21 protein-coding genes and 1 pseudogene are annotated in these 25122 nt (G+C 68.3%); 9 read left to right on the top strand and 13 right to left on the bottom strand.

Going from position 1 to position 25122, the window contains the following annotated elements:
* Window positions 1–88: 88 nt before the first annotated feature.
* The 8 genes from QOM21_RS18275 to dnaA form a co-directional block, all read right to left on the bottom strand.
* Window positions 89–754: a DUF3566 domain-containing protein gene (locus tag QOM21_RS18275; protein WP_407551421.1), complete on the bottom strand. Its 666-nt coding sequence runs from the start codon at window positions 752–754 to the stop codon at window positions 89–91.
* A gap of 15 nt (window positions 755–769) precedes the next feature.
* Window positions 770–3388: a DNA gyrase subunit A gene (gyrA, locus tag QOM21_RS18270; RefSeq protein ID WP_407551420.1), complete on the bottom strand. Its 2619-nt coding sequence runs from the start codon at window positions 3386–3388 to the stop codon at window positions 770–772.
* Between the two features lie 50 nt (window positions 3389–3438).
* Window positions 3439–5469 carry a DNA topoisomerase (ATP-hydrolyzing) subunit B gene (gene gyrB / locus QOM21_RS18265; protein WP_407551418.1) on the bottom strand — a complete coding sequence of 677 codons (2031 nt, stop codon included), beginning with the start codon at window positions 5467–5469 and terminating at the stop codon, window positions 3439–3441.
* Window positions 5470–5803: 334 nt separating this feature from the next.
* Window positions 5804–6370 carry a DUF721 domain-containing protein gene (locus QOM21_RS18260; RefSeq protein ID WP_407551417.1) on the bottom strand — a complete coding sequence of 189 codons (567 nt, stop codon included), beginning with the start codon at window positions 6368–6370 and terminating at the stop codon, window positions 5804–5806.
* Window positions 6367–7503, bottom strand: a complete 1137-nt coding sequence (recF, locus tag QOM21_RS18255; RefSeq protein ID WP_407551415.1) for a DNA replication/repair protein RecF — start codon at window positions 7501–7503, stop codon at window positions 6367–6369. The genes QOM21_RS18260 and recF overlap by 4 nt, the downstream gene beginning before the upstream one ends.
* A gap of 80 nt (window positions 7504–7583) precedes the next feature.
* Window positions 7584–8462: a phosphogluconate dehydrogenase (NAD(+)-dependent, decarboxylating) gene (gnd, locus tag QOM21_RS18250; protein WP_407551413.1), complete on the bottom strand. Its 879-nt coding sequence runs from the start codon at window positions 8460–8462 to the stop codon at window positions 7584–7586.
* A 160-nt stretch (window positions 8463–8622) separates the two neighbouring features.
* Window positions 8623–9753 carry a DNA polymerase III subunit beta gene (gene dnaN / locus QOM21_RS18245; protein ID WP_393893045.1) on the bottom strand — a complete coding sequence of 377 codons (1131 nt, stop codon included), beginning with the start codon at window positions 9751–9753 and terminating at the stop codon, window positions 8623–8625.
* A 943-nt stretch (window positions 9754–10696) separates the two neighbouring features.
* Window positions 10697–12616 carry a chromosomal replication initiator protein DnaA gene (gene dnaA / locus QOM21_RS18240; RefSeq protein WP_407551411.1) on the bottom strand — a complete coding sequence of 640 codons (1920 nt, stop codon included), beginning with the start codon at window positions 12614–12616 and terminating at the stop codon, window positions 10697–10699.
* Between the two features lie 376 nt (window positions 12617–12992).
* Here dnaA and rpmH point away from each other — a divergent pair, with 376 nt between their 5' ends.
* The 9 genes and pseudogenes from rpmH to QOM21_RS18195 all read left to right on the top strand — a co-directional run bounded on the left by rpmH (window position 12993) and on the right by QOM21_RS18195 (window position 19849).
* Complete coding sequence (gene rpmH / locus QOM21_RS18235; protein ID WP_030354375.1) at window positions 12993–13130, top strand: 50S ribosomal protein L34; 138 nt, start codon at window positions 12993–12995, stop codon at window positions 13128–13130.
* A gap of 24 nt (window positions 13131–13154) precedes the next feature.
* A pseudogene (gene rnpA, locus QOM21_RS18230) lies at window positions 13155–13523 on the top strand (ribonuclease P protein component); the annotation flags it as partial.
* A gap of 62 nt (window positions 13524–13585) precedes the next feature.
* Window positions 13586–13903, top strand: coding sequence for a membrane protein insertion efficiency factor YidD (gene yidD, locus QOM21_RS18225; RefSeq protein ID WP_393893043.1), 318 nt, complete (start codon window positions 13586–13588; stop codon window positions 13901–13903).
* 3 nt (window positions 13904–13906) lie between these two features.
* Window positions 13907–15067 carry a membrane protein insertase YidC gene (gene yidC / locus QOM21_RS18220; protein WP_407551409.1) on the top strand — a complete coding sequence of 387 codons (1161 nt, stop codon included), beginning with the start codon at window positions 13907–13909 and terminating at the stop codon, window positions 15065–15067.
* Window positions 15068–15080: 13 nt separating this feature from the next.
* Window positions 15081–15587: a protein jag gene (locus QOM21_RS18215; RefSeq protein WP_407551408.1), complete on the top strand. Its 507-nt coding sequence runs from the start codon at window positions 15081–15083 to the stop codon at window positions 15585–15587.
* Between the two features lie 136 nt (window positions 15588–15723).
* Window positions 15724–16449, top strand: a complete 726-nt coding sequence (gene rsmG / locus QOM21_RS18210; RefSeq protein WP_407551406.1) for a 16S rRNA (guanine(527)-N(7))-methyltransferase RsmG — start codon at window positions 15724–15726, stop codon at window positions 16447–16449.
* Between the two features lie 306 nt (window positions 16450–16755).
* The gene (locus QOM21_RS18205) at window positions 16756–17826 is read left to right on the top strand and encodes an AAA family ATPase (RefSeq protein ID WP_407551405.1); all 1071 of its coding nucleotides are present in this window, start codon (window positions 16756–16758) and stop codon (window positions 17824–17826) included.
* The gene (locus QOM21_RS18200; RefSeq protein ID WP_407551404.1) at window positions 17823–18923 is read left to right on the top strand and encodes a ParB/RepB/Spo0J family partition protein; all 1101 of its coding nucleotides are present in this window, start codon (window positions 17823–17825) and stop codon (window positions 18921–18923) included. The genes QOM21_RS18205 and QOM21_RS18200 overlap by 4 nt, the downstream gene beginning before the upstream one ends.
* A 308-nt stretch (window positions 18924–19231) precedes the next feature.
* Window positions 19232–19849, top strand: coding sequence for a GNAT family N-acetyltransferase (locus QOM21_RS18195; protein WP_407551402.1), 618 nt, complete (start codon window positions 19232–19234; stop codon window positions 19847–19849).
* A gap of 79 nt (window positions 19850–19928) precedes the next feature.
* Here the strand turns inward: QOM21_RS18195 and trxA are convergent, their stop codons facing one another.
* The 5 genes from trxA to QOM21_RS18170 all read right to left on the bottom strand — a co-directional run bounded on the left by trxA (window position 19929) and on the right by QOM21_RS18170 (window position 25116).
* Complete coding sequence (gene trxA, locus QOM21_RS18190; protein ID WP_030075727.1) at window positions 19929–20255, bottom strand: thioredoxin; 327 nt, start codon at window positions 20253–20255, stop codon at window positions 19929–19931.
* 46 nt (window positions 20256–20301) lie between these two features.
* On the bottom strand, window positions 20302–21273 hold the full coding sequence (gene trxB, locus QOM21_RS18185) for a thioredoxin-disulfide reductase (protein ID WP_407551400.1): 972 nt from the start codon (window positions 21271–21273) through the stop codon (window positions 20302–20304).
* A gap of 116 nt (window positions 21274–21389) precedes the next feature.
* A complete protein-coding gene (locus QOM21_RS18180) occupies window positions 21390–22316 on the bottom strand; it encodes an anti-sigma factor family protein (protein ID WP_407551398.1) in 927 nt (308 codons plus the stop codon).
* Window positions 22313–23047 carry an RNA polymerase sigma factor SigM gene (sigM, locus tag QOM21_RS18175; protein ID WP_407551397.1) on the bottom strand — a complete coding sequence of 245 codons (735 nt, stop codon included), beginning with the start codon at window positions 23045–23047 and terminating at the stop codon, window positions 22313–22315. The genes QOM21_RS18180 and sigM overlap by 4 nt, the downstream gene beginning before the upstream one ends.
* A gap of 356 nt (window positions 23048–23403) precedes the next feature.
* A complete protein-coding gene (locus QOM21_RS18170; protein WP_407551395.1) occupies window positions 23404–25116 on the bottom strand; it encodes a protein kinase family protein in 1713 nt (570 codons plus the stop codon).
* Window positions 25117–25122: the final 6 nt, after the last annotated feature.

The raw sequence follows: 25122 nt of genomic DNA, 5'->3' as shown, positions 1-25122 counted from the left end.
GCGTTCGCTGCACCGAAAGATTAGCGCACTTCAGAGGCGTTCCCAAAATCGGTTCCCGCAGCGCTCGGAACGGGCTCCCATCAGGGCCTCACTCGTCCTCGGCGAGGGTGAGCTCCACCCCGCCGACGAAGCCCGCCGAGAGGTTGTAGATGAAGGCGCCGAGGGTGGCCAGCGCCGTCGCCAGCACCACGTCGATCGCCGAGATGATCCCCGTGAACAGCAGCACCCGCGGCAGCGAGAGGAACGACTGCAGATCGAAGCCGCCGCCGTCCCCGGAGCCGGTCGCCTCGCTGAGCGTGCCGCCGACGGTGGAGAAGACGCCCATCGCGTCCATCACCATCCACAGCACCGAGACGGCCACGACCGTGCAGATGCCCAACGCGATGGAGAGCAGGAAGCTGACCTTCATCACCGACCAGGGATCGGCGCGGGCCACCCGCAGGCGCGCCTTGCGGGTGCGCGGCGTCGTACGCGCTCCGGTACGCGGCAGACGCACCGACTGCCCGCCGGCCTTGCCGCCGCCCGTGCTGTACGCCTGCGGCGGCTGGTACGGCTGCTGACCGCCCTGAGCCTGCGGTTGCGGCTGTGGCTGGCGCGTATCGGTCACGGTTCCCCCCTCGTAGGAGCCCTCGTCCCGGGGGCCGCCGGACGCGGCGGAGCCACGGGCGCTGTTGTCCTTCACGGTCGCGGGTCCGGACGGGGAGCTCTTGCTCTCTCCCGGTCCACCCGCCGCAGCGCCCGTGGCTCCACTCACGACTTACTCCTCGTGCTACTCCGCCGCGGGCTGCTCGCCCTCGGCTGCGGGCTCGGTTCCCTCGGCCGCGTCGGTCTCGTCGGGCTCGATCCCGTCGACCTCTTCGGCCTCACGACCGGCCTCGGCGTTCCGTGCGATGCCGACCACGGCATCTCGCTTGCCCAGGTTGATCAGTTGGACGCCCATGGTGTCACGCCCGGTCTCGCGCACCTCGTTGACCCGCGTACGGATCACTCCACCGCTCAGCGTGATCGCGAGGATCTCGTCGGTCCCCTCGACGACCAGCGCGCCGACCAGCGAGCCACGGTCCTCCACGATCTTGGCGGCCTTGATGCCCAGACCGCCGCGGCCCTGGACGCGGTACTCGTCGACCGGCGTGCGCTTGGCGTAGCCACCGTCGGTGGCGGTGAAGACGAACGTACCGGCTCGGACCACATTCATCGAGAGCAGTTCGTCGCCCTCGCGGAAGCTCATGCCCTTCACACCGGATGTCGCACGTCCCATGGGCCGCAGCGCGTCATCGGTGGCCGTGAAGCGGATCGACTGCGCCTTCTTGCTGATCAGCAGCAGATCGTCGTTCTCCGACACCAGCTCGGCGCCGATCAGCTCGTCGTCCGCGCCGTCCTCCTGCTCGCGCAGGTTGATCGCGATGACACCGCCGGAGCGCGGCGAGTCGTAGTCCTTCAGCGGCGTCTTCTTCACCAGGCCGGCCTTGGTGGCGAGCACCAGATACGGCATGGCCTCGTAGTCCCGGATCGCCAGGATCTGCGCGATCTGTTCGTCCGGCTGGAACGCCAGCAGGTTGGCGACGTGCTGCCCGCGCGCGTCCCGCCCGGCGTCCGGGAGCTCGTACGCCTTCGCGCGGTAGACCCGGCCCTTGTTCGTGAAGAACAGCAGCCAGTGGTGGGTGGTGGAGACGAAGAAGTGGTCGACGATGTCGTCTTCCTTCAGCTTCGTGCCCCGCACGCCCTTGCCGCCGCGCTTCTGCGACCGGTAGTCGTCGGTCTTCGTCCGCTTCACATAGCCGCCACGGGAGATCGTGACGACGATGTCCTCCTCGGCGATCAGGTCCTCGATGGACATGTCGCCCTCGAAGGGCACCAGCTTGCTGCGCCGGTCGTCGCCGAACTTCTCGACGATCGCGGCCAGTTCCTCGCTGATGATCTGCCGCTGGCGCTCCGGGGAGGCCAGGATGGCGTTGTACTCGCTGATCTTCCGCTGCAGCTCGTCGTGCTCGGAGGTGATCTTCTGGCGCTCCAGGGCGGCCAGCCGGCGCAGCTGCATCTCCAGGATGGCGTTGGCCTGGATCTCGTCGATCTCCAGCAGGCCCATCAGGCCCTCGCGCGCCACCTCGACCGTCTCACTGCGCCGGATCAGCGCGATGACCTCGTCGATCGCGTCCAGCGCCTTGAGCAGACCGCGCAGGATGTGGGCCCGCTCCTCGGCCTTGCGCAGCCGGAACTTCGTCCGCCGGACGATGACCTCGACCTGGTGGTTGACCCAGTTGCGGATGAACGCGTCCAGGGACAGCGTGCGCGGCACGCCGTCGACCAGGGCGAGCATGTTCGCGCCGAAGTTCGACTGCAGGTCCGTGTGCTTGTAGAGGTTGTTGAGGACGACCTTGGCGACGGCGTCCCGCTTGAGCACGATGACCAGGCGCTGGCCCGTCCGCGAGGAGGTCTCGTCGCGGACGTCGGCGATGCCACCGATCTTGCCGTCCTTGACCAGGTCGGCGATCTTCTGCGCGAGGTTGTCCGGGTTGGTCTGGTACGGAAGCTCCGTGACCACCAGGCACTGGCGGTTCTGGATCTCCTCGACCGCCACCACCGCGCGCATCGTGATCGAGCCACGGCCGGTGCGGTACGCCTCCTCGATGCCCTTGCGGCCCACGACCAGCGCGCCGGTGGGGAAGTCGGGGCCCTTGATGCGCTCCATGAGCGCGTCGAGCAGCTCTTCGTTGGAGGCGTCCGGATGTTCGAGCGCCCACTGCGCGCCGGCCGCGACCTCGCGGAGGTTGTGCGGCGGGATGTTCGTGGCCATGCCGACCGCGATGCCGGCCGAGCCGTTGATGAGCAGGTTGGGGAAGCGCGCCGGCAAAACCGTCGGCTCCTGGTTACGGCCGTCGTAGTTGTCCTGGAAGTCGACGGTCTCCTCGTCGATGTCCCGGAGCATCTCCATGGCCAGCTGCTTCATCTTGCACTCGGTGTACCGCATGGCCGCGGCCGGGTCGTTGCCCGGAGAACCGAAGTTGCCGTTGGAGTCCACCAGCGGCATCCGCATCGACCACGGCTGGGCCAGGCGCACCAGGGCGTCGTAGATCGAGGAGTCGCCGTGCGGGTGGTACGTACCCATGACGTCACCGACGACGCGGGCGCACTTGTAGAAGCCCTTCTCGGGGCGGTAGCCGCCGTCGTACATCGCGTACAGCACGCGGCGGTGCACCGGCTTGAGGCCGTCCCGCACGTCGGGCAGCGCACGCGAGACGATGACGGACATCGCGTAGTCGAGGTAGGAGCGCTGCATCTCCGTTTCGAGCCCGACGGGCTCGACGCGCATACCCACGCCTTCGATGGCGGCGGGGGCGCCCTCGGCGGTCACGCCGTCAGGGGTCACAGGAGTGTTCTCGTCGGCCATGCTGGTTCAAAGTCCTTTCGAGCTGCGGCTGTTGTACGGGCCGACAGGGCTCAGATGTCGAGGAAGCGGACGTCCTTGGCGTTGCGCTGGATGAAGGAGCGCCGGGCCTCGACGTCCTCACCCATCAGCACCGAGAACAGGTCGTCCGCGCGGGCCGCGTCATCCAGCGAGACCTGGCCGAGGACACGGTGGTCGGTGTCCATGGTCGTGATGCGCAGCTCCTCGGCGTTCATCTCACCGAGACCCTTGAACCGCTGGACCGAGTCGTCCTTGATCCGCTTGCCGGCCTGCTTGCCCATCTCGATGAGTGCGTCCCGCTCCGGGTCGGAGTAGGCGTACTCGAAGTCGTCGCGGCCCCACTTGATCTTGTAGAGCGGCGGGCGGGAGAGGTAGACGTGCCCGGCCTCGACCAGCGGCCGCATGAAGCGGAAGAGGAAGGTGAGCAGCAGGGTGTTGATGTGCTGACCGTCGACGTCGGCGTCCGCCATCAGGATGATCTTGTGATAGCGGAGCTTCTCGATGTCGAAGTCCTCGTGGACCCCGGTGCCGAACGCCGAGATCAGCGCCTGGACCTCGTTGTTCTGCAGGATCTTGTCGACCCGCGCCTTCTCGACGTTGAGGATCTTGCCTCGGATCGGAAGGATCGCCTGGTACTGCGGGTTGCGGCCGGACTTGGCCGAGCCGCCGGCGGAGTCACCCTCGACGATGAAGATCTCGCACATCGTCGGGTCGTTGGACTGGCAGTCGCTCAGCTTGCCCGGCAGCGACGCCGTCTCCAGCAGACCCTTGCGGCGGGTCAGATCGCGCGCCTTGCGGGCCGCGACCCGGGCCGTCGCCGCCTGGATCCCCTTGCGGATGATGTCCGCGGCCTCGTTGGGGTTGCGGTCGAGCCAGTCCGTGAGGTGCTCGTGGACGATCTTCTGCACGAAGGTCTTCGCCTCGGTGTTGCCGAGCTTCGTCTTCGTCTGGCCCTCGAACTGCGGCTCGCCGAGCTTGATCGAGATGATCGCCGTCAGACCCTCGCGGATGTCCTCACCCGTGAGGTTGTCGTCCTTCTCGCGCAGCAGCCGCTTGTCGCGCGCGTAACGGTTGATCAGACCCGTCAGCGCCGCACGGAAGCCCTCCTCGTGCGTACCGCCCTCGTGGGTGTGGATGGTGTTCGCGAAGCTGTAGACACCCTCGCTGTACTGGGTGTTCCACTGCATCGCGATCTCGACCGAGAGCAGCCGCTCCTTGTCCTCGGCCTCCACGTCGATCACCGTGGGGTGCACCAGCTCGCCCTTGCGCGAGTTCAGGTACTTCACGAAGTCGACGATGCCGCCCTCGTAGTGGTAGCGCACGGAGAGCGGCCTGCCCTCCTCGTCCACGTGGTCCGCGCGCTCGTCCGTCAGCGCGATCGTCAGACCCTTGTTGAGGAACGCCATCTCCTGAAAGCGCCGGGACAGCGTCTCGAAGCTGTACTCGGTGGTCTCGAAGATGTCGCCGTCGGCCCAGAAGGTCACCGAGGTGCCGGTCTCGTCCGTCGCCTCGTGCTTGGCGAGCGGCGCGGTCGGCACACCGAGCTTGTACTCCTGCGTCCAGCGGTTGCCGTCCGTGCGGACCTCGACCGCCACCCGCTGCGACAGCGCGTTCACGACGGAGACACCCACGCCGTGCAGACCACCGGAGACCGCGTAGCCGCCGCCGCCGAACTTGCCGCCGGCGTGCAGCACGGTCATCACGACCTCGACGGCCGGCTTGTTCTCCGACGGCACGATGCCGACGGGGATACCGCGGCCGTTGTCGACGACGCGAACGCCGCCGTCGGCCAGGATCGTCACGTCGATGGTGTCCGCATGCCCGGCCATCGCCTCGTCGACGGAGTTGTCGACGACCTCTTGCACGAGGTGGTGCAGACCGCGCTCGCCCGTCGAGCCGATGTACATGCCGGGGCGCTTGCGAACCGCGTCCAGGCCTTCGAGGACAGTGATCGCGCTGGCGTCATACGACTTCTCCACCGAGGAGTCGCCCATGACACCGGCAGGAACCTCCTCTTCTGTGGAAGCCGTGTTGTTCTCGTTGAGGTCGCCGGAGTCGGCCACGAAGCGCCCTTTCTGGCACAGCACGAGCCCTTCCGCGCCTGCGGGGGAAACCCCAGGGAAGACAGGCGGGAGCGGCTACGTCGTTCGACATGTTCCGCGAGTGGGCGGGATTGCCCCCAGTCTACCGGTAGCGCCGACATCCATGGGGGTTTGGAGGCACCTGAGTCGTCATGTGCCGCCCTGAACTGACGTCCGCCGACTCCCCATATCCGAGAAGGGGCCCCAGGACGCTCACGCGGGCGCTCAGCGCTTCGGACTGTCAACCTCCGACTACGGTGAGCGGGGTCTCACCCGACACTCCCGTGGACAACGGTGATCAGGTCTCTCCCACGGCTCAGCCGTAGGTGTCCCCCGGGCCCTTGCTGCCCGGTGCGCGCAGCGGGCCGTAGCGCCGCGGGGGGCCGCCGGGGCCCAGCACCTTGATCAGTTTCACGGTGCCCTGCCCGAGGTCCTGGTTCAGCCGCGCCACGAGCTGCGGCGCCAGCAGCCGCAGCTGCGTCGCCCACGCCGTGGAGTCGCACTGGACGGTCAGCACCCGGGCGTCCTCGTCGTACTTCTGCGGCTCGCAGTGCTGCGCCACCTCGGGGCCCACCATCTGCGGCCAGCGGCCCATCACGCCGCCGACCGCCGCCGGGGTCTCCCAGCCGCGCTCGGTGATCAGCCGGTTGATCGCCGCTCCCAGAGGCAGCGGATCCCGGCCGTCGGCGCGCGCACCCGAGCGCAGCCCACCGCGTCTGGCCTGCTTCTTCTGCTGAGCGGCTGCGCCCCGCGCCCGCGCCTGCTCCTTGGCCGCCACCAGCGCCTGGCGGGCCAGATCCACCCCGGACAACTCCGGCGGCTTGGGCTGCTCGGGCACCCCGGCACCCGGCTCCCCGCGCTCCGGCAGCTCCTCGCCGCTCACCGCGTCACCCGCGTCGCGGTGCCGTCGGCGACCGCGAACCGCGCCCCGGCCAGCACCCCCGGCACGTCGTCGTCCACCGCCGCCGTCACCAGGACTTGCTCACCGGGCGCCACCAGCTCGGCGAGCCGCTCGCGGCGCCGCGCGTCCAGCTCCGCGAAGACGTCGTCGAGCACCAGCACCGGCTCGTTGCCCTCCGAGCTCAGCAGGTCGTACGACGCCAGCCGCAGGGCGAGCGCGTACGACCAGGACTCGCCATGGCTGGCGTATCCCTTCGCCGGCAGCTCCCCCAGCTTCAGCACCAGGTCGTCGCGGTGCGGGCCGACCAGCGTCACGCCCCGCTCGATCTCGTTCTTACGGGCCTCGCCCAGCGCCGCGAGGAGCACGCCGTACAGCTCCTCGCGGGTCGTCGCGTCGGCCATCGACTCGCCCGCCGACCCGCGGTACTCCAGCGCCAGCGGCCCGCCACCGGGTGCCAGCTGCTCGTACGCCTTGTCCGCCAGCGGCCGCAGCGTGGCGATCAGGTCCAGCCGCTGCGCCAGCAGCTCCGCGCCCGCCCGCGCGAGGTGCTGGTCCCACACGTCCAGCGTCGACAGATCCATCTGCCGTCCGCCGTGCCGTCTGGCCAGCGCCGCCGTCTTGAGCAGGGTGTTGCGCTGCTTGAGCACCCGGTCGTAGTCCGCGCGCACCCCGGCCATCCGCGGGGAGCGCGCGGTGATCAGCTCGTCCAGGAACCGCCGGCGCTCACCCGGATCGCCCTTGACCAGCGCCAGGTCCTCCGGCGCGAACAGCACCGTCCGGACGATTCCCAGCACATCGCGCGGCCTGACCTGCGAGGACCGGTTGATCCTGGCGCGGTTCGCCTTGCCCGGATTGAGTTCCAGCTCCACCAGCTGCTGCCGCTCGCCCTGGACGACGGCAGCCCGGATGATCGCCCGCTCGGCGCCCATCCGCACCAGTGGCGCGTCGGAGGAGACACGGTGGCTGCCGAGCGACGCGAGATAGCCGACGGCCTCGACCAGATTGGTCTTGCCCTGGCCGTTGGGGCCCACGAACGCCGTGACGCCCGGGTCGAGCGGGACCTCGACCCGGGCGTACGAGCGGAAGTCGGCGAGCGACAGATGCGCTACGTGCATGGCTACCCGCCGACCTCCCGCGGCTGCTGAACTGCTCTGTGCTGCTTGCTGCGTACTGCTCTGCTGCGTGGAACGAGCTGCTACTTCTTGTTCTCGACCGCGTGGCCGCCGAACTGGTTGCGCAGCGCGGCGATCATCTTCATCTGCGGGGAGTCGTCCTGACGGGACGCGAAGCGGGCGAAGAGCGAGGCGGTGATCGCCGGCAGCGGGACGGCGTTGTCGATCGCGGCCTCGACCGTCCAGCGGCCCTCACCGGAGTCGGCGGCGAACCCGCGCAGCTTCTCCAGGTGCTCGTCGTCGTCCAGCGCGTTGACGGCGAGGTCGAGCAGCCAGGAGCGGATGACCGTGCCCTCCTGCCAGGAGCGGAAGACCTCGCGCACGTCCGTGACGGAGTCGACCTTCTCCAGCAGCTCCCAGCCCTCGGCGTAGGCCTGCATCATCGCGTACTCGATGCCGTTGTGGACCATCTTCGCGAAGTGGCCCGCGCCGACCTTGCCCGCGTGCACCGAGCCGAACTCGCCCTCGGGCTTGAGGGCGTCGAAGATCGGCTGCACCTTGGCGACGTCGTCCGTGTCGCCGCCGTACATCAGCGCGTAGCCGTTCTCCAGGCCCCAGACACCGCCGGAGACACCGCAGTCGACGAAGCCGATGCCCTTGGCCTTGAGCTCCTCGGCGTGCTTCTCGTCGTCGGTCCAGCGGGAGTTGCCGCCGTCCACGACGATGTCGCCCGGCGAGAGCAGCTCCGCCAGCTCGTCGATCGTGGCCTGGGTGGCGGCACCGGCCGGCACCATGACCCAGACCACTCGCGGACCCTTGAGCTTTTCCACAAGCTTCTGGAGGCTGTCCACATCGGCCAGGTCCGGGTTGCGGTCGTATCCGATGACGGTGTGGCCTGCGCGGCGGATGCGCTCGCGCATGTTGCCGCCCATCTTGCCGAGACCGACGAGACCGAGCTCCATCAAAGACCCTCTTTGCACGTAGTCGTTGCTGTTCGTACCCGGTCCGAGCCTACGCCCGCAGGTGCGTGCACACCTGTGGGCTCAGCCGCTCATCAGAAGCCCGTTCAGCCAGTCGCCCCAAGGGCTCCGCGGCGCCGCCCGGCACTCCCCGTCAGCCGGTTCAGCCGGACAGTCGCACCGGCATGATCAGGTACTTGTACGCGTCGTCCGCCTCGGCGTCCTTGGCGGGCCGGCCGCTCAGCAGCGCGGGCTTGGTGGACGTGGTGAAGGACAGCTGGGCCACCGGGGAATCGATGGCCGACAGGCCCTCCAGGAGGAAGCCCGGGTTGAACGCGATGGAGATGTCGTCGCCGTCCAGCTCCGCGTCCACCCGCTCCACAGCCTGTGCATCGTCGCTGGAGCCGGCCTCCAGGATGAGCACACCCTGCTCGAAGCTCAGCCGCACCGGGGTGTTCCGCTCGGCCACCAGGGCCACACGCTTGACGGCCTCGACGAACGGGGCGGTCTCGATCACGGCGATCGAGTTGAACTCGGTCGGGAAGAGGGTGCGGTACTTCGGCAGGTCGCCTTCCAGCAGACGCGTCGTCGTCCGCCGTCCGGCGCCCTCGAAACCGATCAGCCCCTCACCGGCACCGGAGCCGGACAGCGCCAGCGTCACGGTGTCGCCGCTGCTCAGCGACTTCGCGGTGTCCAGCAGGGTCTTGGCGGGCACCAGCGCGACCGCGGAGGCGTCGGCGTTCTCCGGCTTCCACAGGAACTCGCGGACGGCGAAGCGGTAGCGGTCGGTGGAGGCGAGGGTGACGGTGTCGCCCTCGATCTCGATCCGCACACCGGTGAGCACCGGCAGGGTGTCGTCACGGCCGGCGGCGATGGCCACCTGGGCGGCGGCCGCGGCGAAGACCTCACCGGGCACGGTGCCGGTGGCGGTGGGCATCGTCGGCAGGGTCGGGTACTCCTCCACCGGCAGGGTGTGGAGGGTGAACCGGGAGGAGCCGCAGACGACGGTCACGCGTACACCGTCGGTGGAAATCTCCACCGGGCGGTTGGGGAGGGCGCGGCAGATGTCGGCGAGCAGCCGGCCGGAGACGAGGACGGTGCCGTCCTCATCGACCTCGGCGTCCACCGAGACCCGCGCCGAGACCTCGTAGTCGAAGCCCGACAGGCTCAGGGTGCCTTCCTCCGCCTTCAGCAGCAGGCCCGCGAGGACGGGCACCGGCGGACGGGCCGGGAGGCTCTTGGCCGCCCAGGCCACCGCCTCCGCGAGTACATCGCGCTCCACCCGGATCTTCACCGGAAACCGCCTCCTGCTGTTGCTGGCTCTCGCCCTGCTGGCTTTCGTCGTCGGCTGAGTTGCCGGAGACCAGTCTGACGTACGCCGCCGACAGTCGGTGCGGCTCGGGGTCAAGTCGACTCGACCGGTCCGGGGCGCTCCCTGGCCAACTTGTGCACAGGCCCCGTTTCGAAGCGAGTTCCCCGGTAGATATCCGTGGTCGTAGTAGTAGGGGCTGTGGAAACCGTGGACAACTGCTTTTGCGCAGGTCAACACGGATTTTTTGTCCACCGGCCCTGTGGGTGGCGGTCGTGGATAAGCGGGCGGTTCTGTGGACCGCCGAAAGTTCTGCACACCCGATGCACAGGCGAGGGGTACTTCTCCCCAGTGCCGTCCCCAGGTTTACCCACGTTCCCCACAGCCCAACCCACCACCTTGGTGTGACCGCTTTCACTCGGCCCGGTGAGGGAGGGTGTTGTGTTGCCGAACAGTGGACAGGGGTGTGGAGAAGCTGGGGACAACACCGCCCTGCCTGTGGGCGGCCGGTGGACAAGCCGAACCTCCCCCTGTGGACGGATCTTTCGTCCACAGCCTGTGGATCATCGTTGACCACAAATCCACACCCTGCTGACCTTGCCCGATGCCCCGTCAGGACACCCGCCTGTGGATCCCACAGGGATAACTTTCCTCTCCCCAGGATGTGGACGGAAGATTCTCGCCCAATCTGTGGAGGGAGGCCGTGACCCCGCCCGGAATCGAACAGCGGCGCTGCGCCTCCACAGGTTCGGGACGCCGACGGGAGCCGGCGGGACGGTCGCAGAGGTGCCCAGGACGCCCCTTGCACCGTCCCGTGGGCCGCTTCGGTACGCCGACGCACAGGCCCGTACGACGAAGGGCGCCCCGGGAACGAGTCCCTGAGCGCCCCTGGGCGCGCCGGTCCGGCCGGCGGTGGTCCCGGCCCGCCTCAGCCGTTCTTGATGCGGTTGGTGAGCTCGGTGACCTGGTTGTAGATGGAGCGCCGCTCCGCCATCAACGCGCGGATCTTGCGGTCGGCGTGCATCACGGTCGTGTGGTCGCGGCCGCCGAACTGCGCGCCGATCTTCGGCAGCGAGAGATCCGTCAGCTCGCGGCACAGATACATCGCGATCTGCCGGGCCGTCACCAGGACCCGGCTGCGGGAGGAGCCGCACAGGTCGTCGACGGTCAGCCCGAAGTAGTCGGCCGTCGCCGCCATGATCGCGGTCGCGGTGATCTCCGGGGCGGCGTCCTCACCCCCGGGGATCAGGTCCTTCAGCACGATCTCGGTGAGGCCCAGGTCCACCGGCTGCCGGTTGAGCGACGCGAACGCCGTGACCCGGATCAGCGCCCCCTCCAGCTCGCGGATGTTGCGCGAGATCCGCGAGGCGATGAACTCCAGCACCTCGGGGGGAGCGTTCAGCTGCTCCTGCACCGCCTTCTTGCGGAGGATCGCGATCCGGGTCTCCAGCTCGGGCGGCTGGACGTCCGTGATCAGACCCCACTCGAAGCGGTTGCGCAGCCGGTCCTCCAGGGTGACCAGCTGCTTGGGCGGCCGGTCACTGGAGAGCACGATCTGCTTGTTCGCGTTGTGCAGCGTGTTGAAGGTGTGGAAGAACTCCTCCTGCGTCGACTCCTTGCTGGCCAGGAACTGGATGTCGTCGACGAGCAGGATGTCCATGTCGCGGTAGCGCTTGCGGAACGCGTCCGCCTTGCCGTCGCGGATGGAGTTGATGAACTCGTTGGTGAACTCCTCCGAGCTCACGTACCGCACCCGGGTGCCCGGATACAGGCTCCGCGCGTAGTGCCCGATCGCGTGCAGCAGGTGCGTCTTGCCCAGGCCGGACTCGCCGTAGATGAACAGCGGGTTGTACGCCTTCGCCGGCGCCTCGGCGACGGCGACCGCGGCGGCGTGCGCGAAGCGGTTCGAGGCACCGATGACGAAGGTGTCGAAGAGGTATTTCGGATTCAGCCGGGCCGTCGGCTCACCGGGACCGGTCGCGGGCGCGGGCTGCGCGGCGAGCGGACTGGGCGCACCGCTGGGAGCCGGGAGACCGGACCCCGGGCCGCCGGAGCGCCCGTTGTGGCCCTGGTGCTCGGAGAGGTCGCGGCGCGGTTGGTCATAAGGGGAGCGCCCGTCGGAGTGCTGCGGCGGCCCGGAGCGGTCGGGGCCCTGCGAGCGGTAGTCGTTCTGCGACTGGTGCTGCTGGTGCTGTATGTGCGAGGGGGGCGGCGAGGCATAGGGGTCGCGCTCGGGGAATCCGCCCAGCCGCTGCTGCTGCCAGCCGTAGTCGTCGCGAGGACCGCCGCCGCCCATGCCGGAGGAGTGCTGCGGCCAGGATCCGGGCTCGTGGCGGGGCTGGTGCTGCTGGTAATCCGGGTAGGCGGGCCGGACGCTGGGCAGATCGTCGCCCTGACGTCCGTATCCCTGGCGGTTGTCGTGCCGGTTGTCGTGCCGGCCGTCATAGCCGTCGTACGCATCGTGTTGCTGCTGCGACTGATGTTGCTGCTGATGCTGTGGGTGCTGCTGGGACTGGTGCTGCGGCTGCTGGTGCTGCTGAGGCGCGGCGGACCCGGACTGCGCCGGCGACTCCTCGGCGGAGTCGTCCACGGTGATCGCGATCCGGATCGGCCGACCGCACTCGTGGCTGAGGGCCTCGCCGATCAGCGGCGCCAGCCGGCCTTCGAGCACGCCCTTGGCGAATTCGTTGGGTACGGCGAGCAGCGCGGTGTCGGCGACCAGCGCCAGCGGCTGAGTGCGCTTGAGCCAGTCCTGGTCCTTCGGCTTGAGGCCGTCGGCCTCCGCTCGCAGGAGGTGGTCGAGGACGCGCGGCCACACTGCGGCAAGATCGGCAGGAACATCAGCCACAGGGCACGCTCTCTCACAGTCCCGCGAATGTGTGATTCTCAGGACGGGCGGGAAGGAATCGGAGTTCGGCCACGGTAGTCAGGCCGGGCCTGGGGATTCAAGTTGTTGTCCACAGGCTGTGCATAGTGTGTCCTGACAAGAGCGGGTTGGAGGCTGTCCCGAGCCGGTTTGACCGGATGGCGCAGCCGCGCGTACCGTGCACAGGTCGAGTTGTCGATGGCTGCTGCCGCCTGCCTCCGATGGGCAAAGATCGCGCTCTAGTGATCGTGTAGCGGTGCACTTAGGCGTTGCGAGCTACTCGTGGGCGCACGGTGACAGCCAGTCGACGCCCCACATCTGTCTCTCCCGAGACAACAAGCATTCCTGGAGCCCCCGAGTGAGCAAGCGCACCTTCCAGCCGAACAACCGCCGCCGCGCGAAGACCCACGGCTTCCGTCTGCGCATGCGGACCCGCGCCGGTCGCGCCATCCTGGCGACCCGCCGTGGCAAGGGTCGCGCCCGCCTGTCGGCCTGAGCAGCCTGACCCTAGGTCCATGACGTGCTGCCTACCGAACATCGGCTGAGGCGGCGCGAGGACTTTGCGACCGCGGTACGCCGGGGACGCAGGGCCGGGCGCCCGCTCCTTGTCGTTCATTTTCGTAGCGGTTCAACGGACCCGCACGCAGCGGGGGAACGTGTTCCCCCGACGCGTGCGGGTTTCGTCGTGAGCAAGGCCGTTGGCATTGCCGTCGTCCGCAACAAGGTCAAGCGCAGGCTGCGTCACCTCATGCGCGACCGGCTGGACCGGCTTCCCGCCGGTAGCCTGGTTGTCGTACGGGCCCTGCCCGGCGCGGGTGAGGCGGACCACGAACAGCTGGCCCGCGACCTGGACGCCGCCCTTCAGCGGCTGCCGGGAGGGGTGCCGAGAGGCTGCAATCCCCCGGGGGACGCCCCCCGGAACCCCGGTCGGGACCCGGGAGGGAGTGCACAGTGAAGTACCCGCTGCTGCTTTTGATCAAGCTGTATCAGTGGACCATCAGCCCCCTGCTGGGCCCGGTCTGCAAGTACTACCCGTCGTGCTCGCACTATGGCTACACCGCCATCGACCGGCACGGCGCGGTGAAAGGGACTGCGCTGACAGCCTGGCGCATCCTGCGGTGCAACCCGTGGTCGCTCGGTGGCGTCGACCACGTCCCTCCCCGGAAGCGTCCGGTTTGGCATCAGCGGCTGAGGAGCCGCCTGGGCGGGCCCACCGTCCCTGAGCCTGTCGCCCAGCCCGAGACTCAGCCCAACGCCCAAGGAGCCTGATTCGTGGACACGATCCTCGGTCCCCTCTATATCGCTGTTTCCTGGATCATCGTCCAGTTCCACTCGTTCTACAGCCTCATCTTTGACAAGGACAGTGGCGCGGCGTGGGGTCTGTCCATCGTCTCGCTGGTGGTACTGATCCGTATCTGCCTGATCCCGCTCTTCGTGAAGCAGATCAAGGCGACGCGGAACATGCAGGCGCTCCAGCCGAAGATGAAGGCGATCCAGGAGCGGTACAAGAGCGATAAGCAGCGCCAGTCCGAAGAGATGATGAAGCTCTACAAGGAGACGGGCACCAACCCGCTCTCGAGCTGTCTTCCGATCTTGGCGCAGTCGCCGTTCTTCATCTCCCTGTACCAGGTCCTGAACCACATCGCCCAGAACAAGACCGTCGGCGTCATCGACCAGCCGCTGCTGGAGAGCGCGCAGAAGGCACACATCTTCGGCGCACCGCTGGCCGCGAAGTTCCTGGACAGCGCGGAGAAGATCCAGAGCCTGGGTGCCTCGCTGGTCGACGTCCGGGTCGTCACGATCATCATGATCGTTCTGATGTCGGCCTCGCAGTTCTACACGCAGCGCCAGCTGATGACGAAGAACGTCGACCTCACGGTGAAGACGCCGTTCATGCAGCAGCAGAAGATGCTGATGTACGTCTTCCCCGTCATGTTCGCCGTCTTCGGTATCAACTTCCCCGTCGGTGTCCTCGTCTACTGGCTGACCACCAACGTGTGGACCATGGGCCAGCAGATGTTCGTCATCCGCCGTAACCCCACCCCCGGCAGCAAGGCCTTCACCGAGCGCCAGGAGCGCCTGCGTGCCAAGGGCAAGCTGGTCGAGGACCCGGCCGAGGTCGAGGCGAAGAAGGCCGTCGAGGAGGCGCGTCAGAACCGCCAGCAGCCCAAGCGCCAGCCGAAGTCCAAGCGCCAGCACACCGCCGGCGCGGGCGCGTCGGGTGCCGGTGCGCCGGGCCGTACGCGTGCCGGTGCGTCGGGATCGGGTGCCACGAAGAAGCAGTCGCTGGAGAAGAAGGCCCCGCAGGACAGCACCGCGCAGGACGGCGAGTCCAAGGGCGGCAGCTCCGCGAAGGGCGGCTCCTCCTCCGGCTCCCGCAACACCAAGTCCGGCAAGGGCCAGCAGCGCCCCAAGCACCCGTCCAAGAAGTAAGAGGAGTCCTTTCGTGACGGACACGACCCCTGCCACCAAGGGCACCGACACCCTGACTCGCCTGGAGCAGGAAGGCGAGATCGCGGCCGACTACCTCGAGGGTCTGCTGGACATCGCCGATCTTGACGGCGACATCGACATGGATGTCGAGGCCGACCGAGCCGCTGTGTCGATCATCAGCGACTCGACCAGCCGTGACCTGCAGAAGCTGGTGGGCCACGATGGCGAGGTGCTCGAGGCGCTGCAGGAGCTGACCCGGCTCGCCGTGCACCGCGAGACCGGTGACCGCAGCCGTCTGATGCTGGACATCGGAGGCTTCCGGGCGCGCAAGCGTGAGGAGCTGGCGGAGATCGGCGCGAAGGCCGCCGAGGAAGCCAAGGGCACCGGCGAGCCGGTGAAGCTCGACCCGATGACGCCCTTCGAGCGCAAGGTGGTCCACGACGCCGTGGCGGCGGCCGGACTGCGCAGCGAGTCCGAGGGCGAGGAGCCGCAGCGCCGAGTGGTCGTCCTCCCGGCCTGACCTCTCAGCGCTCCAGATTGTCTTTTGGCCCCGTCTGCTCGCAGGCGGGGCCAAATCTTGTCAGCGTTCTGTGTTATCCCGGGGCGTAACCCGGGCTCCCGGCAGCAATAGCAGTCCAGTGGAAGGGGCGGTTCCCGTGACGGAGGCAGCAGCGGAGCTCCCTCCCGCGCCGAAGGCGGCGCAGGAGGTATTCGGAGAACGCTTTGCGGAGGCCGTGCGGTACGGCGAGCTGCTCGCGGACGCGGGGGTGAGGCGGGGGCTCATCGGCCCGCGTGAGGTGCCCCGGCTGTGGGAGCGGCACCTGCTGAACTGCGCGGTCCTCTCCGAGGTGGTGCCCGAGGGCGTCTCGGTCTGTGATGTGGGCTCAGGAGCCGGGCTGCCCGGCATTCCGCTGGCGCTGGTGCGACCGGACCTCAAGATCATGCTCCTGGAGCCCTTGCTGCGGCGGACCAACTTCCTGCAGGAGGTTGTCGAGCTGCTCGGGCTGGACCACGTGACGGTGGTCCGGGGGCGGGCGGAAGAGGTCATGGGCAAGCTTCCGCAGGTGCATGTGGTGACCGCACGGGCCGTCGCTCCGCTCGACCGTCTCGCCGGCTGGGGTGTTCCCCTGCTGCGCCCCTACGGCGAGATGCTGGCGCTCAAGGGCGACGCCGCCGAGGAAGAGCTCAAGGGGGCGCGAGCGGCCCTCAGCAAGCTCGGTGTGGTGGAGACGTCGGTGGTACACGTCGGTGAGGGCATCGTGGATCCGCCGTCGACGGTCGTGCGCGTCGAGGTGGGCGAGAGCCCGGGCGGTGTGCGCTTTGCCGCCAAGCGGGCGAAGGCCGCGCGAGCCAGCCGTGCGTCGCGGGGTCGCCGCCGCTGAGGCTCGAATGCCGGAAATGTGCTGGCAGGCGGCGTGGTGATGGGTGTGGCGTCCGTCGATCGGCGTGAGTGATGAATTATCTAAAAGCCATCAAAACGGCATAAGACGGAGTGTCGCGGCTTAATCGGGCGCGACGCTGTCATCGTGTTTCACGTGAAACGTCGTTCTCTGCTGCAAGGGATTATCAGTCGTGGTCGGGCGGCTGCCGCGCCGCGTGGCCATAAGCCCACGAGGGTCAGGGAAGTATCCACAGAAGTGGATTCATCCACAGGAGAACGGACCTCACTGGTTCACGACACCGAAAGCATGGCAGGCTCTGCACATTGCGAGCCTGATGTCGAGGAGAGTGAATCCGTGCGGTCCGACGCCAACATCGCGGGACCGATGACCGATCCGGTCCCCGGTCCCCGTAGCGAGTCGTTCGGGGACGACGTTTCACGTGAAACGCCGCCCCCGATGGACGACACCCCGATCGGTCGTGCCGCTCAGCTGGCGGTGGAGGCACTCGGCCGCGCGGGCGAGGGGCTGCCACGACCCGAGCAGACCCGGGTCATGGTGGTGGCCAACCAGAAGGGCGGGGTCGGGAAGACCACGACCACGGTGAACCTGGCGGCCTCCCTCGCCCTGCACGGCGCACGGGTTCTGGTGATCGACCTCGACCCCCAGGGCAATGCGTCGACAGCGTTGGGGATCGACCACCACGCCGAGGTGCCGTCCATCTACGACGTCCTGGTGGAGAGCAAGCCGCTCTCGGACGTGGTGCAGCCGGTGGTCGATGTGGAGGGGCTGTTCTGTGCGCCCGCCACGATCGACCTGGCCGGCGCCGAGATCGAGCTGGTCTCGCTGGTGGCACGCGAGAGTCGGCTGGATCGTGCCATCAAGGCGTATGAACAGCCTCTGGACTACATCCTCATCGACTGCCCGCCCTCGCTGGGCCTGCTGACCGTGAATGCATTGGTCGCGGGCGCCGAGGTCCTCATCCCGATTCAGTGCGAGTACTACGCGCTGGAGGGGCTGGGACAGCTGCTGCGAAATGTGGACCTTGTGCGGGGCCATCTCAACCCCAAGCTTCACGTCTCGACCATCCTGCTCACCATGTACGACGGGCGCACCCGGCTGGCCTCCCAGGTCGCCGATGAAGTGCGCAGCCACTTCGGTAACGAGGTGCTCCGTACGAGCATCCCCCGCTCCGTGCGCATCTCGGAGGCGCCGAGCTACGGGCAGACGGTGCTCACCTACGACCCGGGATCCAGCGGATCGCTCTCGTACCTCGAAGCGGCCCGAGAGATCGCGATGCGCGGGGCTCCCCAGACCGGGGGCCAAGGTCTCAGCGTCAACTACGAAGCACAGCACAGCATGTCGGAGGGGAATCAGTGAGCGAACGACGTAGAGGACTGGGCCGTGGGCTCGGTGCGCTGATCCCTGCGGCACCACAGAGCACGGACCAGGCCGGGCCTGCGGTGGGCCGGGGGGCGACGTCACCGACGGCCGTACCGGTGTTGTCGCCGGAGCGGGGAGTCGCAGCGGCGAAGGTCGCCGGGCTTCCGCCGCACGGTGTTTCCCGTGAAACGGAGGAGCCGCCGGAGCCGGGGACGACGAGCGAGACGGCGACGGAGGTCGCCGGCGCGCATTTCGCCGAGGTGCCCCTCGACGCGATCACGCCGAACCCACGACAGCCGCGTGAGGTCTTCGACGAAGATGCTCTCGCGGAACTGGTCACCTCCATCCAGGAGGTGGGCCTGCTCCAGCCGGTGGTGGTCCGTCAGACCGCACCGGAGCGCTATGAGCTCATCATGGGCGAGCGTCGCTGGCGGGCCTGCCGTGAGGCCGGCCTGGAGAAGATCCCCGCCATCGTCCGCGCCACGGACGACGAAAAGCTGCTGCTCGATGCACTCCTGGAGAACCTCCACCGGGCCCAGCTCAACCCTCTGGAAGAGGCGGCCGCCTACGACCAGCTGTTGAGGGACTTCAAGTGCACGCATGACGAGCTGGCCGACCGCATCGGGCGGTCTCGCCCGCAGGTCTCCAACACCTTGCGTCTGCTGAAGCTCTCCCCGTCCGTTCAGTCGCGCCTCGCTGCGGGCGTGCTCTCCGCGGGGCACGCGCGTGCGCTGCTGTCGGTGGACGACCCGGAGGAGCAGGATCACCTCGCGCGCCGCATCGTGGCGGAGGGGCTGTCGGTGCGCTCGGTCGAGGAGATCGTGACGCTGATGGGGTCGAGCCCCAAGAGCGCCGGCAAGGCGAAGGGGCCCCGCGCGGGCAACCGCGTGTCGCCCGCTCTCACCGGTTTGGCCTCCCGCCTCTCGGATCGTTTCGAGACCCGGGTGAAGGTGGACCTGGGCCAGAAGAAGGGAAAGATCGTCGTCGAGTTCGCCTCGATAGACGATCTGGAGCGCATCCTCGGCACCCTCGCTCCCGGCGAGGGACGTGTGCTGGGGAAGTCGCTGGCCGAGGAGAGCGACGAAGAGGCGTGAGCTGACCGCTTGCAGCGTGAGGGCGGGCCATGATCCGGAGTCCATACCGGAACACGGCCCGCCCTTTGCTCTCTGGCGGTACCGGTGCCCGTAAAGGGTGGATACGATGCGATCGGGTATGGCGCCCATCCACGGAGAAATACCTCAGATCGAGGAGAGGCCATGCGATCGGTGAGCCGCACCGGACTGTTGGCCGTAGGTTTCGGCCTCGCAGCGGTGGGAGGTTTTGTCGGCGGTCTGCTCAGAGAGCAGGGGTCGCTGACGATGCTTCGAGGTGCGGCGGGCGAGGGAAGTGAGGACCTGGCTTCATGGGCCGTCGACTCGTACCGCTCACGCTGGACAACCTTCCGGATCTCCCAAAGCGCTGCCGCTCCTGCGTCTTTTGGGAGCTCGACCCCGTCAGCGGCGAAGCCGCAGTAAAGGCGGGCCGACCCGAGCTGGAAAAGGAAGCTTGGATCTCGGCGGTGCTGTTGGAGTGGGGGTCCTGCGGACGTGTCGTCTACGTCGACGATGCGCCGGCGGGCTTCGTGATGTACGCCCCTCCGGCCTATGTGCCGCGGTCCACGGCCTTCCCCACCAGCCCGGTGTCTCCGGACGCGGTGCAACTGCTCACCGCGTCGCTGCTGCCTGAGTACCAGGGCCAGGGGCTCGGCCGGGTCATGGTGCAGACCGTCGCCAAGGACCTCATTCAGCGGGGCTTCAAGGCCATCGAGGCGTTCGGGGACGCTCGGTGGACCGAGCCGGCCTGCGTGCTGCCCGCCGATCACCTGCTGGCGGTCGGCTTCAAGACCGTACGGCCCCATCCGCGGTTCCCACGGCTCCGGCTGGAGCTGAGAGCGACCATCTCGTGGAAGGAAGACGTGGAGCTGGCACTCGACCGCTTGCTGGGGGCCGTCCAGAAGGAACCTGCTCTCCGACCGCTTTAGAGCGTGGTGCGACGGAACGGAGAAACGGGCCCGCCCCTCGAAGGGGCGGGCCCGTTTCCCGTGAAACGTGATGCGTGACTCAGGCGAGGTAGTCCGACAGGTCCCGCTCGATCGCGGCCTTCGGCTTGGCACCCACGATGGTCTTCACGACCTCGCCGCCCTGGTAGACGTTCATGGTCGGAATTGACATGACGCCGTACTTGGCCGTGGTCGCCGGGTTCTCGTCGGTGTTCAGCTTCGCGATGACGATCTCGTCGTGCTCGGCGGCAATGGCCTCCAAGGACGGGGCGACCTGGCGGCACGGGCCGCACCAGGTGGCCCAGAAGTCGACGAGTACGGGCTTGTCGCTCTTGAGGACGACCTCTTCGAAGTTGTCGTCCGTCACGGTCACCGTGGCGCCGGCCATGGCAATCTCCTTACTGGTGGTGGTTAAAGGCTGGGGAGGTCCGGGATCAGACCGTGGGAGTCTTCTCCGGCTCGGCGGACTCGCTGTCCGTCAGCGCGGCGAGGAACCGCTCGGCGTCGAGGGCGGCGGAGCAGCCGGTGCCGGCCGCGGTGATCGCCTGGCGGTAGGTGTGGTCGACGACGTCACCTGCTGCGAAGACGCCCTCCAGGTTGGTGCGAGTGCTGGGCGCCTCGACCATGAGGTAGCCGTCGTCGTCCAGGTTCAGCTGGCCCTTGAACAGCTCGGTGCGCGGGTCGTGGCCGATCGCGATGAACAGGCCGGTCACCGGAAGCTCGCTGGTCTCGCCGGTCTTGAGGTTGCGAAGCGTCAGGCCGGAGAGCTTGTTCTCGCCCTGGATCGCCGCGACCTCGCTGTCCCACACGAACTTGATCTTCGGGTCGGCGAAGGCACGCTCCTGCATCGCCTTGCTCGCGCGCAGGGTGTCACGGCGGTGGACGATCGTGACGGACTTGGCGAAGCGCGAGAGGAAGGTCGCCTCCTCCATCGCGGTGTCGCCACCACCGATGACGGCGATGTCCTGGTCCTTGAAGAAGAACCCGTCGCACGTGGCGCACCAGGACACGCCGCGGCCGGACAGCTCGTCCTCGCGGGGCAGACCGAGCTTGCGGTGCTGCGAGCCGGTGGTGACGATGACGGTCCTGGCGCGGTGAACCGTTCCCGCGGTGTCCGTGACGGTCTTGATCTCTTCGGAGAGGTCGACCGAGACGATGTCGTCCGGTACAAGCTCGGCGCCGAAGCGCTCGGCCTGGGCGCGCATGTTGTCCATCAGGTCGGGACCCATGATGCCCTCGCGGAAACCGGGGAAGTTCTCCACGTCGGTGGTGTTCATCAGCGCGCCTCCGGCGGTGACAGCACCTTCGAAGACCAGCGGCTTCAGGGACGCGCGGGCGGTGTAGAGCGCTGCCGTATAGCCCGCGGGCCCGGAGCCGATGATGATCACGTTGCGGACGTCGCTCACGGGTGTCTTCCTTGTCTCTGCCGACTGCTGGATGGGGCTGTCTCGGAACTCTCACCCCACCCAACGGATCCTACGGGTCGCGCATTCCCGTAGTCCCACAGTGCTCTGCCCGCCGCTCAGTCTCGCTGGTAGGAGTGGCTCAGCAAGACCTTGCCAGGAGCCGGGGGCGTGGCGGAGATACAGGAGGAAGAGACGATATACGCGGAGACCCGAGACGGGTCGGACGGGTGCGGAAGGACGACGAGGAAGGCGTCCTTGCCCTCGTAGCGGCTCTGTGTGGACGCGAGCGGAGTTTCCGCACGCCCGATGCCCTGGCGCACGCACGACGGGATCGTGTCGGCGCCGCCGCGCAGCGGGGTCTCGGGGGAGCTTCGGGTACCCATCTCCGGGGACTTGTGCGCGTGCTTGGACTTCAGAAGGTCCTGGACATGCGAGCCGAGGGTCGCCGAGGTCAGTGCGCTCGTCCCGCCCTCGCTCTGTTCAGTGGCTGCCGAGGGGCGGTCCTGGCCGTTTCCCGCGCCGTTGGTGGCGGCGTTCTGGACGAGCAGACCCCCAAGGCCGAAAACCGCCGCGGCTGCCGCTGTGCCGAGCAGAAGGCGGGGCCAGCGTCGTCCCCGCGGCGACCGACCACCCGTTGTTTGACGTCCCGGACCCGAGGCGCCACGGGGCCGGCCTGCCGGACGGGTGGCGGTCGAGCCACGGGGAGGTGCGCTCTCTGCTGTTTCACGTGAAACAGCAGAAGGCTCCATGGTCGTTTCACGTGAAACCAGCGTCCCGGTGGCGGGAGCGGTGGCATCGAGCAGGGCTTCAGCTGCGAGTGCGGCATCGATGCGTCCTGCGACATCCGCCGGCATCCGGCTCGGGCCGGGAAGAGTGCCCAGGAGTCCGCGGATCTCCTCCAGGGACTCGTAGACGTCCTCGCACAGTGCGCACGAGGCGAGGTGGTCACGCAGATCCGCCGTACGGGACGGCGAGAGCAGCCCATCCGTGAGATCGGAGATCTCGGAGACCTCCGGGTGCTGACCCGTGCCGGTCGTCGTCACGCTCGCCCACCTCCGCCCTTCACGGCACCTGTGTCGTTCGGCCCTGCCGTCGGTGGGACGGATGTCCCCTGCGCCCGGTTCCTTTCCCGGCCCGCAGGTCTGTTATCCCCGCCTTCAGTGCGCAGATGGGTGACCAAGGGGAGGAGACGGGCGCGGCCACGCGCACAGCGGCTCTTCACCGTGCCGGTGGGGACATCGAGGATCGCGGCCGCCTCGGCGACCGGGTAGCCCTGCATATCGACCAGCACGAGAGCGGCGCGCTGTTCCTCCGGGAGGGTGCGCAACGCGCTGAGCAGTTCGCGGTGCAGATCTTTGCGCTCGGCGGGGACGGCCGCGGATTCGTGGGGCTCCAGGAGCTGCTCCAGGCGCTCGGTCTCCGCGATCGGTGACGTTCGCCGGGAAGCGACCTTGCGGGCCCGGTCCAGGCAGGCATTGACGGTGATGCGGTGGAGCCAGGTCGTCACGGCCGACTGCCCGCGGAAGGTGTGGGCGGCGCGATAGGCGGAGACCAGCGCGTCCTGGACGGCGTCGGCGGCTTCCTCGCGGTCCCCGAGGGTGCGCAGCGCCACTGCCCAGAGCCGGTCGCGGTGCCGGCGGACGATTTCCCCGAAGGCGTCCGGGTCGCCCGCGACATGGCTCGCGAGGAGGTCGCTGTCGCTCGGCGGAGTGGACGCCTCGTTGCTCTCTGTGGACACAAGCCCCCCGCTACAGGTACTCACCCTCGCAGCCATTCAAGCTGCTGATGCCCGGAAAGTAAATGAGCAGGCCAAAAATGACGCAAACACACCAATTCGTCAGGTAATCCCTGGTGGCCACTTCGCGGCGGAATTCCGACTCGTGGCCGGACAGGAAATTCCGATTCCCAGCCCCTGCTGTCGCCTGATTGTCGTGGGGTGGGGCTGCTGAAAACCCCGTCCTCGATTCTCGCCGGAGCCGCTTGCGCGCGCGGGGTGAGGACCGGGCCACGCGGCCTCCAAGCAACCGATTCGATCCCATTGTGCCAGTTCACGGCACAATTCGACCCATCGATCCGTACCACGGCAATGCGCCCTCCAGCGTCTGCTGGAGGGCGCATGAGGGCTATGCGTCAGCTGCCGGTGACCCTGATTTCCGAAATGCCACCCCGGAACCAATCCGGGGTGCCATCGCTCGGCAGTTCCGTGATGTGAACCAGTACATAACGCGTGCGTACGGGCTTTTCGACGCTCGCGGTCAGCTCTCCGTCGACCTTGTTCGCCTTGGTGAGGCGCTGGGAAAAGGCGTTCAGAGACGTCGGGGCCGACGCGGACGGATCAGCGGCGAGCACCTCCGCGGTCTGCCCCGGGCGGTACATGCTGACCTTCACACCGGAGACCTTCTTCTCGCTCCCGAGGTCCAGGATGATGCCGCTGCCGTCCGCGCGGCTCGGGAGGTTGCCGAAGTTCGCCATTCCCTTGAAGCGGCCGGTCACCCAGGCGGTTCCCGCGTCCCCGTCCACGGCGTTGGGCGCTTGTGCATCGGCGAAAGGCGACGTCAGCGGTGAGAACTCGGTGGCCTTCTCGATCTGCAGGGGCTTGGCGGCCGGCTTCTCCCCGCCGCCGGGCTGGGAACTGCCCGGCGAATCGGACTGCTTCTCGCCCTTCAAGAGGGTGTCGGCCAGCTGCCAGCTACCCAGCCCCAGTGCCGCGATGAGCAGCGCGGAGACAGACCACTTCAGCGCCTTGCCGGTGCGGCTCTGCAGCGGGGGCGGCGGAGCCGGCACGGGCTGCGTTGCATGACCGGGCCGGCCGTTGCGGCTCGGAGGCTGTCCGTAGGAACCCTGCTGAAATCCGGTGCGCTGATACGGCGGCGGGGTGGTGAAGGACGTCTCCGGGGGCCGGATGCGCGGCATGGCCGCGACTGCCTTGGACAGCTCTTCCGGAGTGGTGCACGGCTGTTCCTGACGGGAAGCGGTGGCACCGTCGTTGACCAACGCCCGCATGGCCAGCTCGGACAGCCCGCGGTGGATGCCGGCCCGCACCTGATCGGGCGCGATGAGCCCGACGCCCTTCGGCAGGCCGGTGAGCCCGTAGGCGTCGTTCTCGTAGGGCCAGCGCTGCGTCAGCGCGGCGTACAGCAGTGCTCCGATCGCCTCGGTGTCCGTGCGCTGGGGGTGCTCGCAGCTGATGCCGCGCAGCGCCGCCATGACGGCGAGACCACGGATGCGGTACTGCCCGGATTCCGTCCGCAGCACCGAGCCGGGCGTGATCCGCAGATGGGCCAGGCCCTCGCGGTGCGCGGCTGCCATGGCCTGGGACACCTGGCTGACCAGTTGGTAGGCGTCGTGCGGTTCGAGCGGGCCGCCGGCGAACACGGTGGAGAGTTCTGTGGCGTCCGGCAGCCATTCGTGGACGACGTAGACCAGGTCGTTCTCCTCGACGGCGTCGAGGACCTGCACGAACCGGGGATCGCCCAGCAGCGCGGAGGAGCGCGCCGCGGACAGCACGGGGCGGGCCCGCGGATGGTCGGCGGGCAGGATGTGGACACCCACCGCCCGGCGCAGTTTTTCATCGACCGCACGCCAACTGCTGAAGCCGTCCAGACGGGTGACGCACTCCTCGAGACGGTAGCGTCTGGCGAGCTTGTGGCCACTGTGCAGTTCCGGTGGCTGGGCATCGGCCCCCGCGGTCGGCTGCTCACCGTTGCCCGCGGCGTCCGCTTCCCCGCCGGATACCTTCTCGGCCTCCGCACCGTCGTCCGTGGCCTTACCCGCCTGGGCGGTCAGCGGTTCCTCACCGCTCGTGTCGGCCACGTCGACGGCAGCCGTGCTCCGTTCCGCCACCGTCGT

Source organism: Streptomyces sp. Pv4-95 (genome assembly GCF_045782725.1).
Classification (GTDB): Bacteria; Actinomycetota; Actinomycetes; order Streptomycetales; family Streptomycetaceae; genus Streptomyces.
This window is presented reverse-complemented; position numbering and strand designations above follow the sequence as displayed.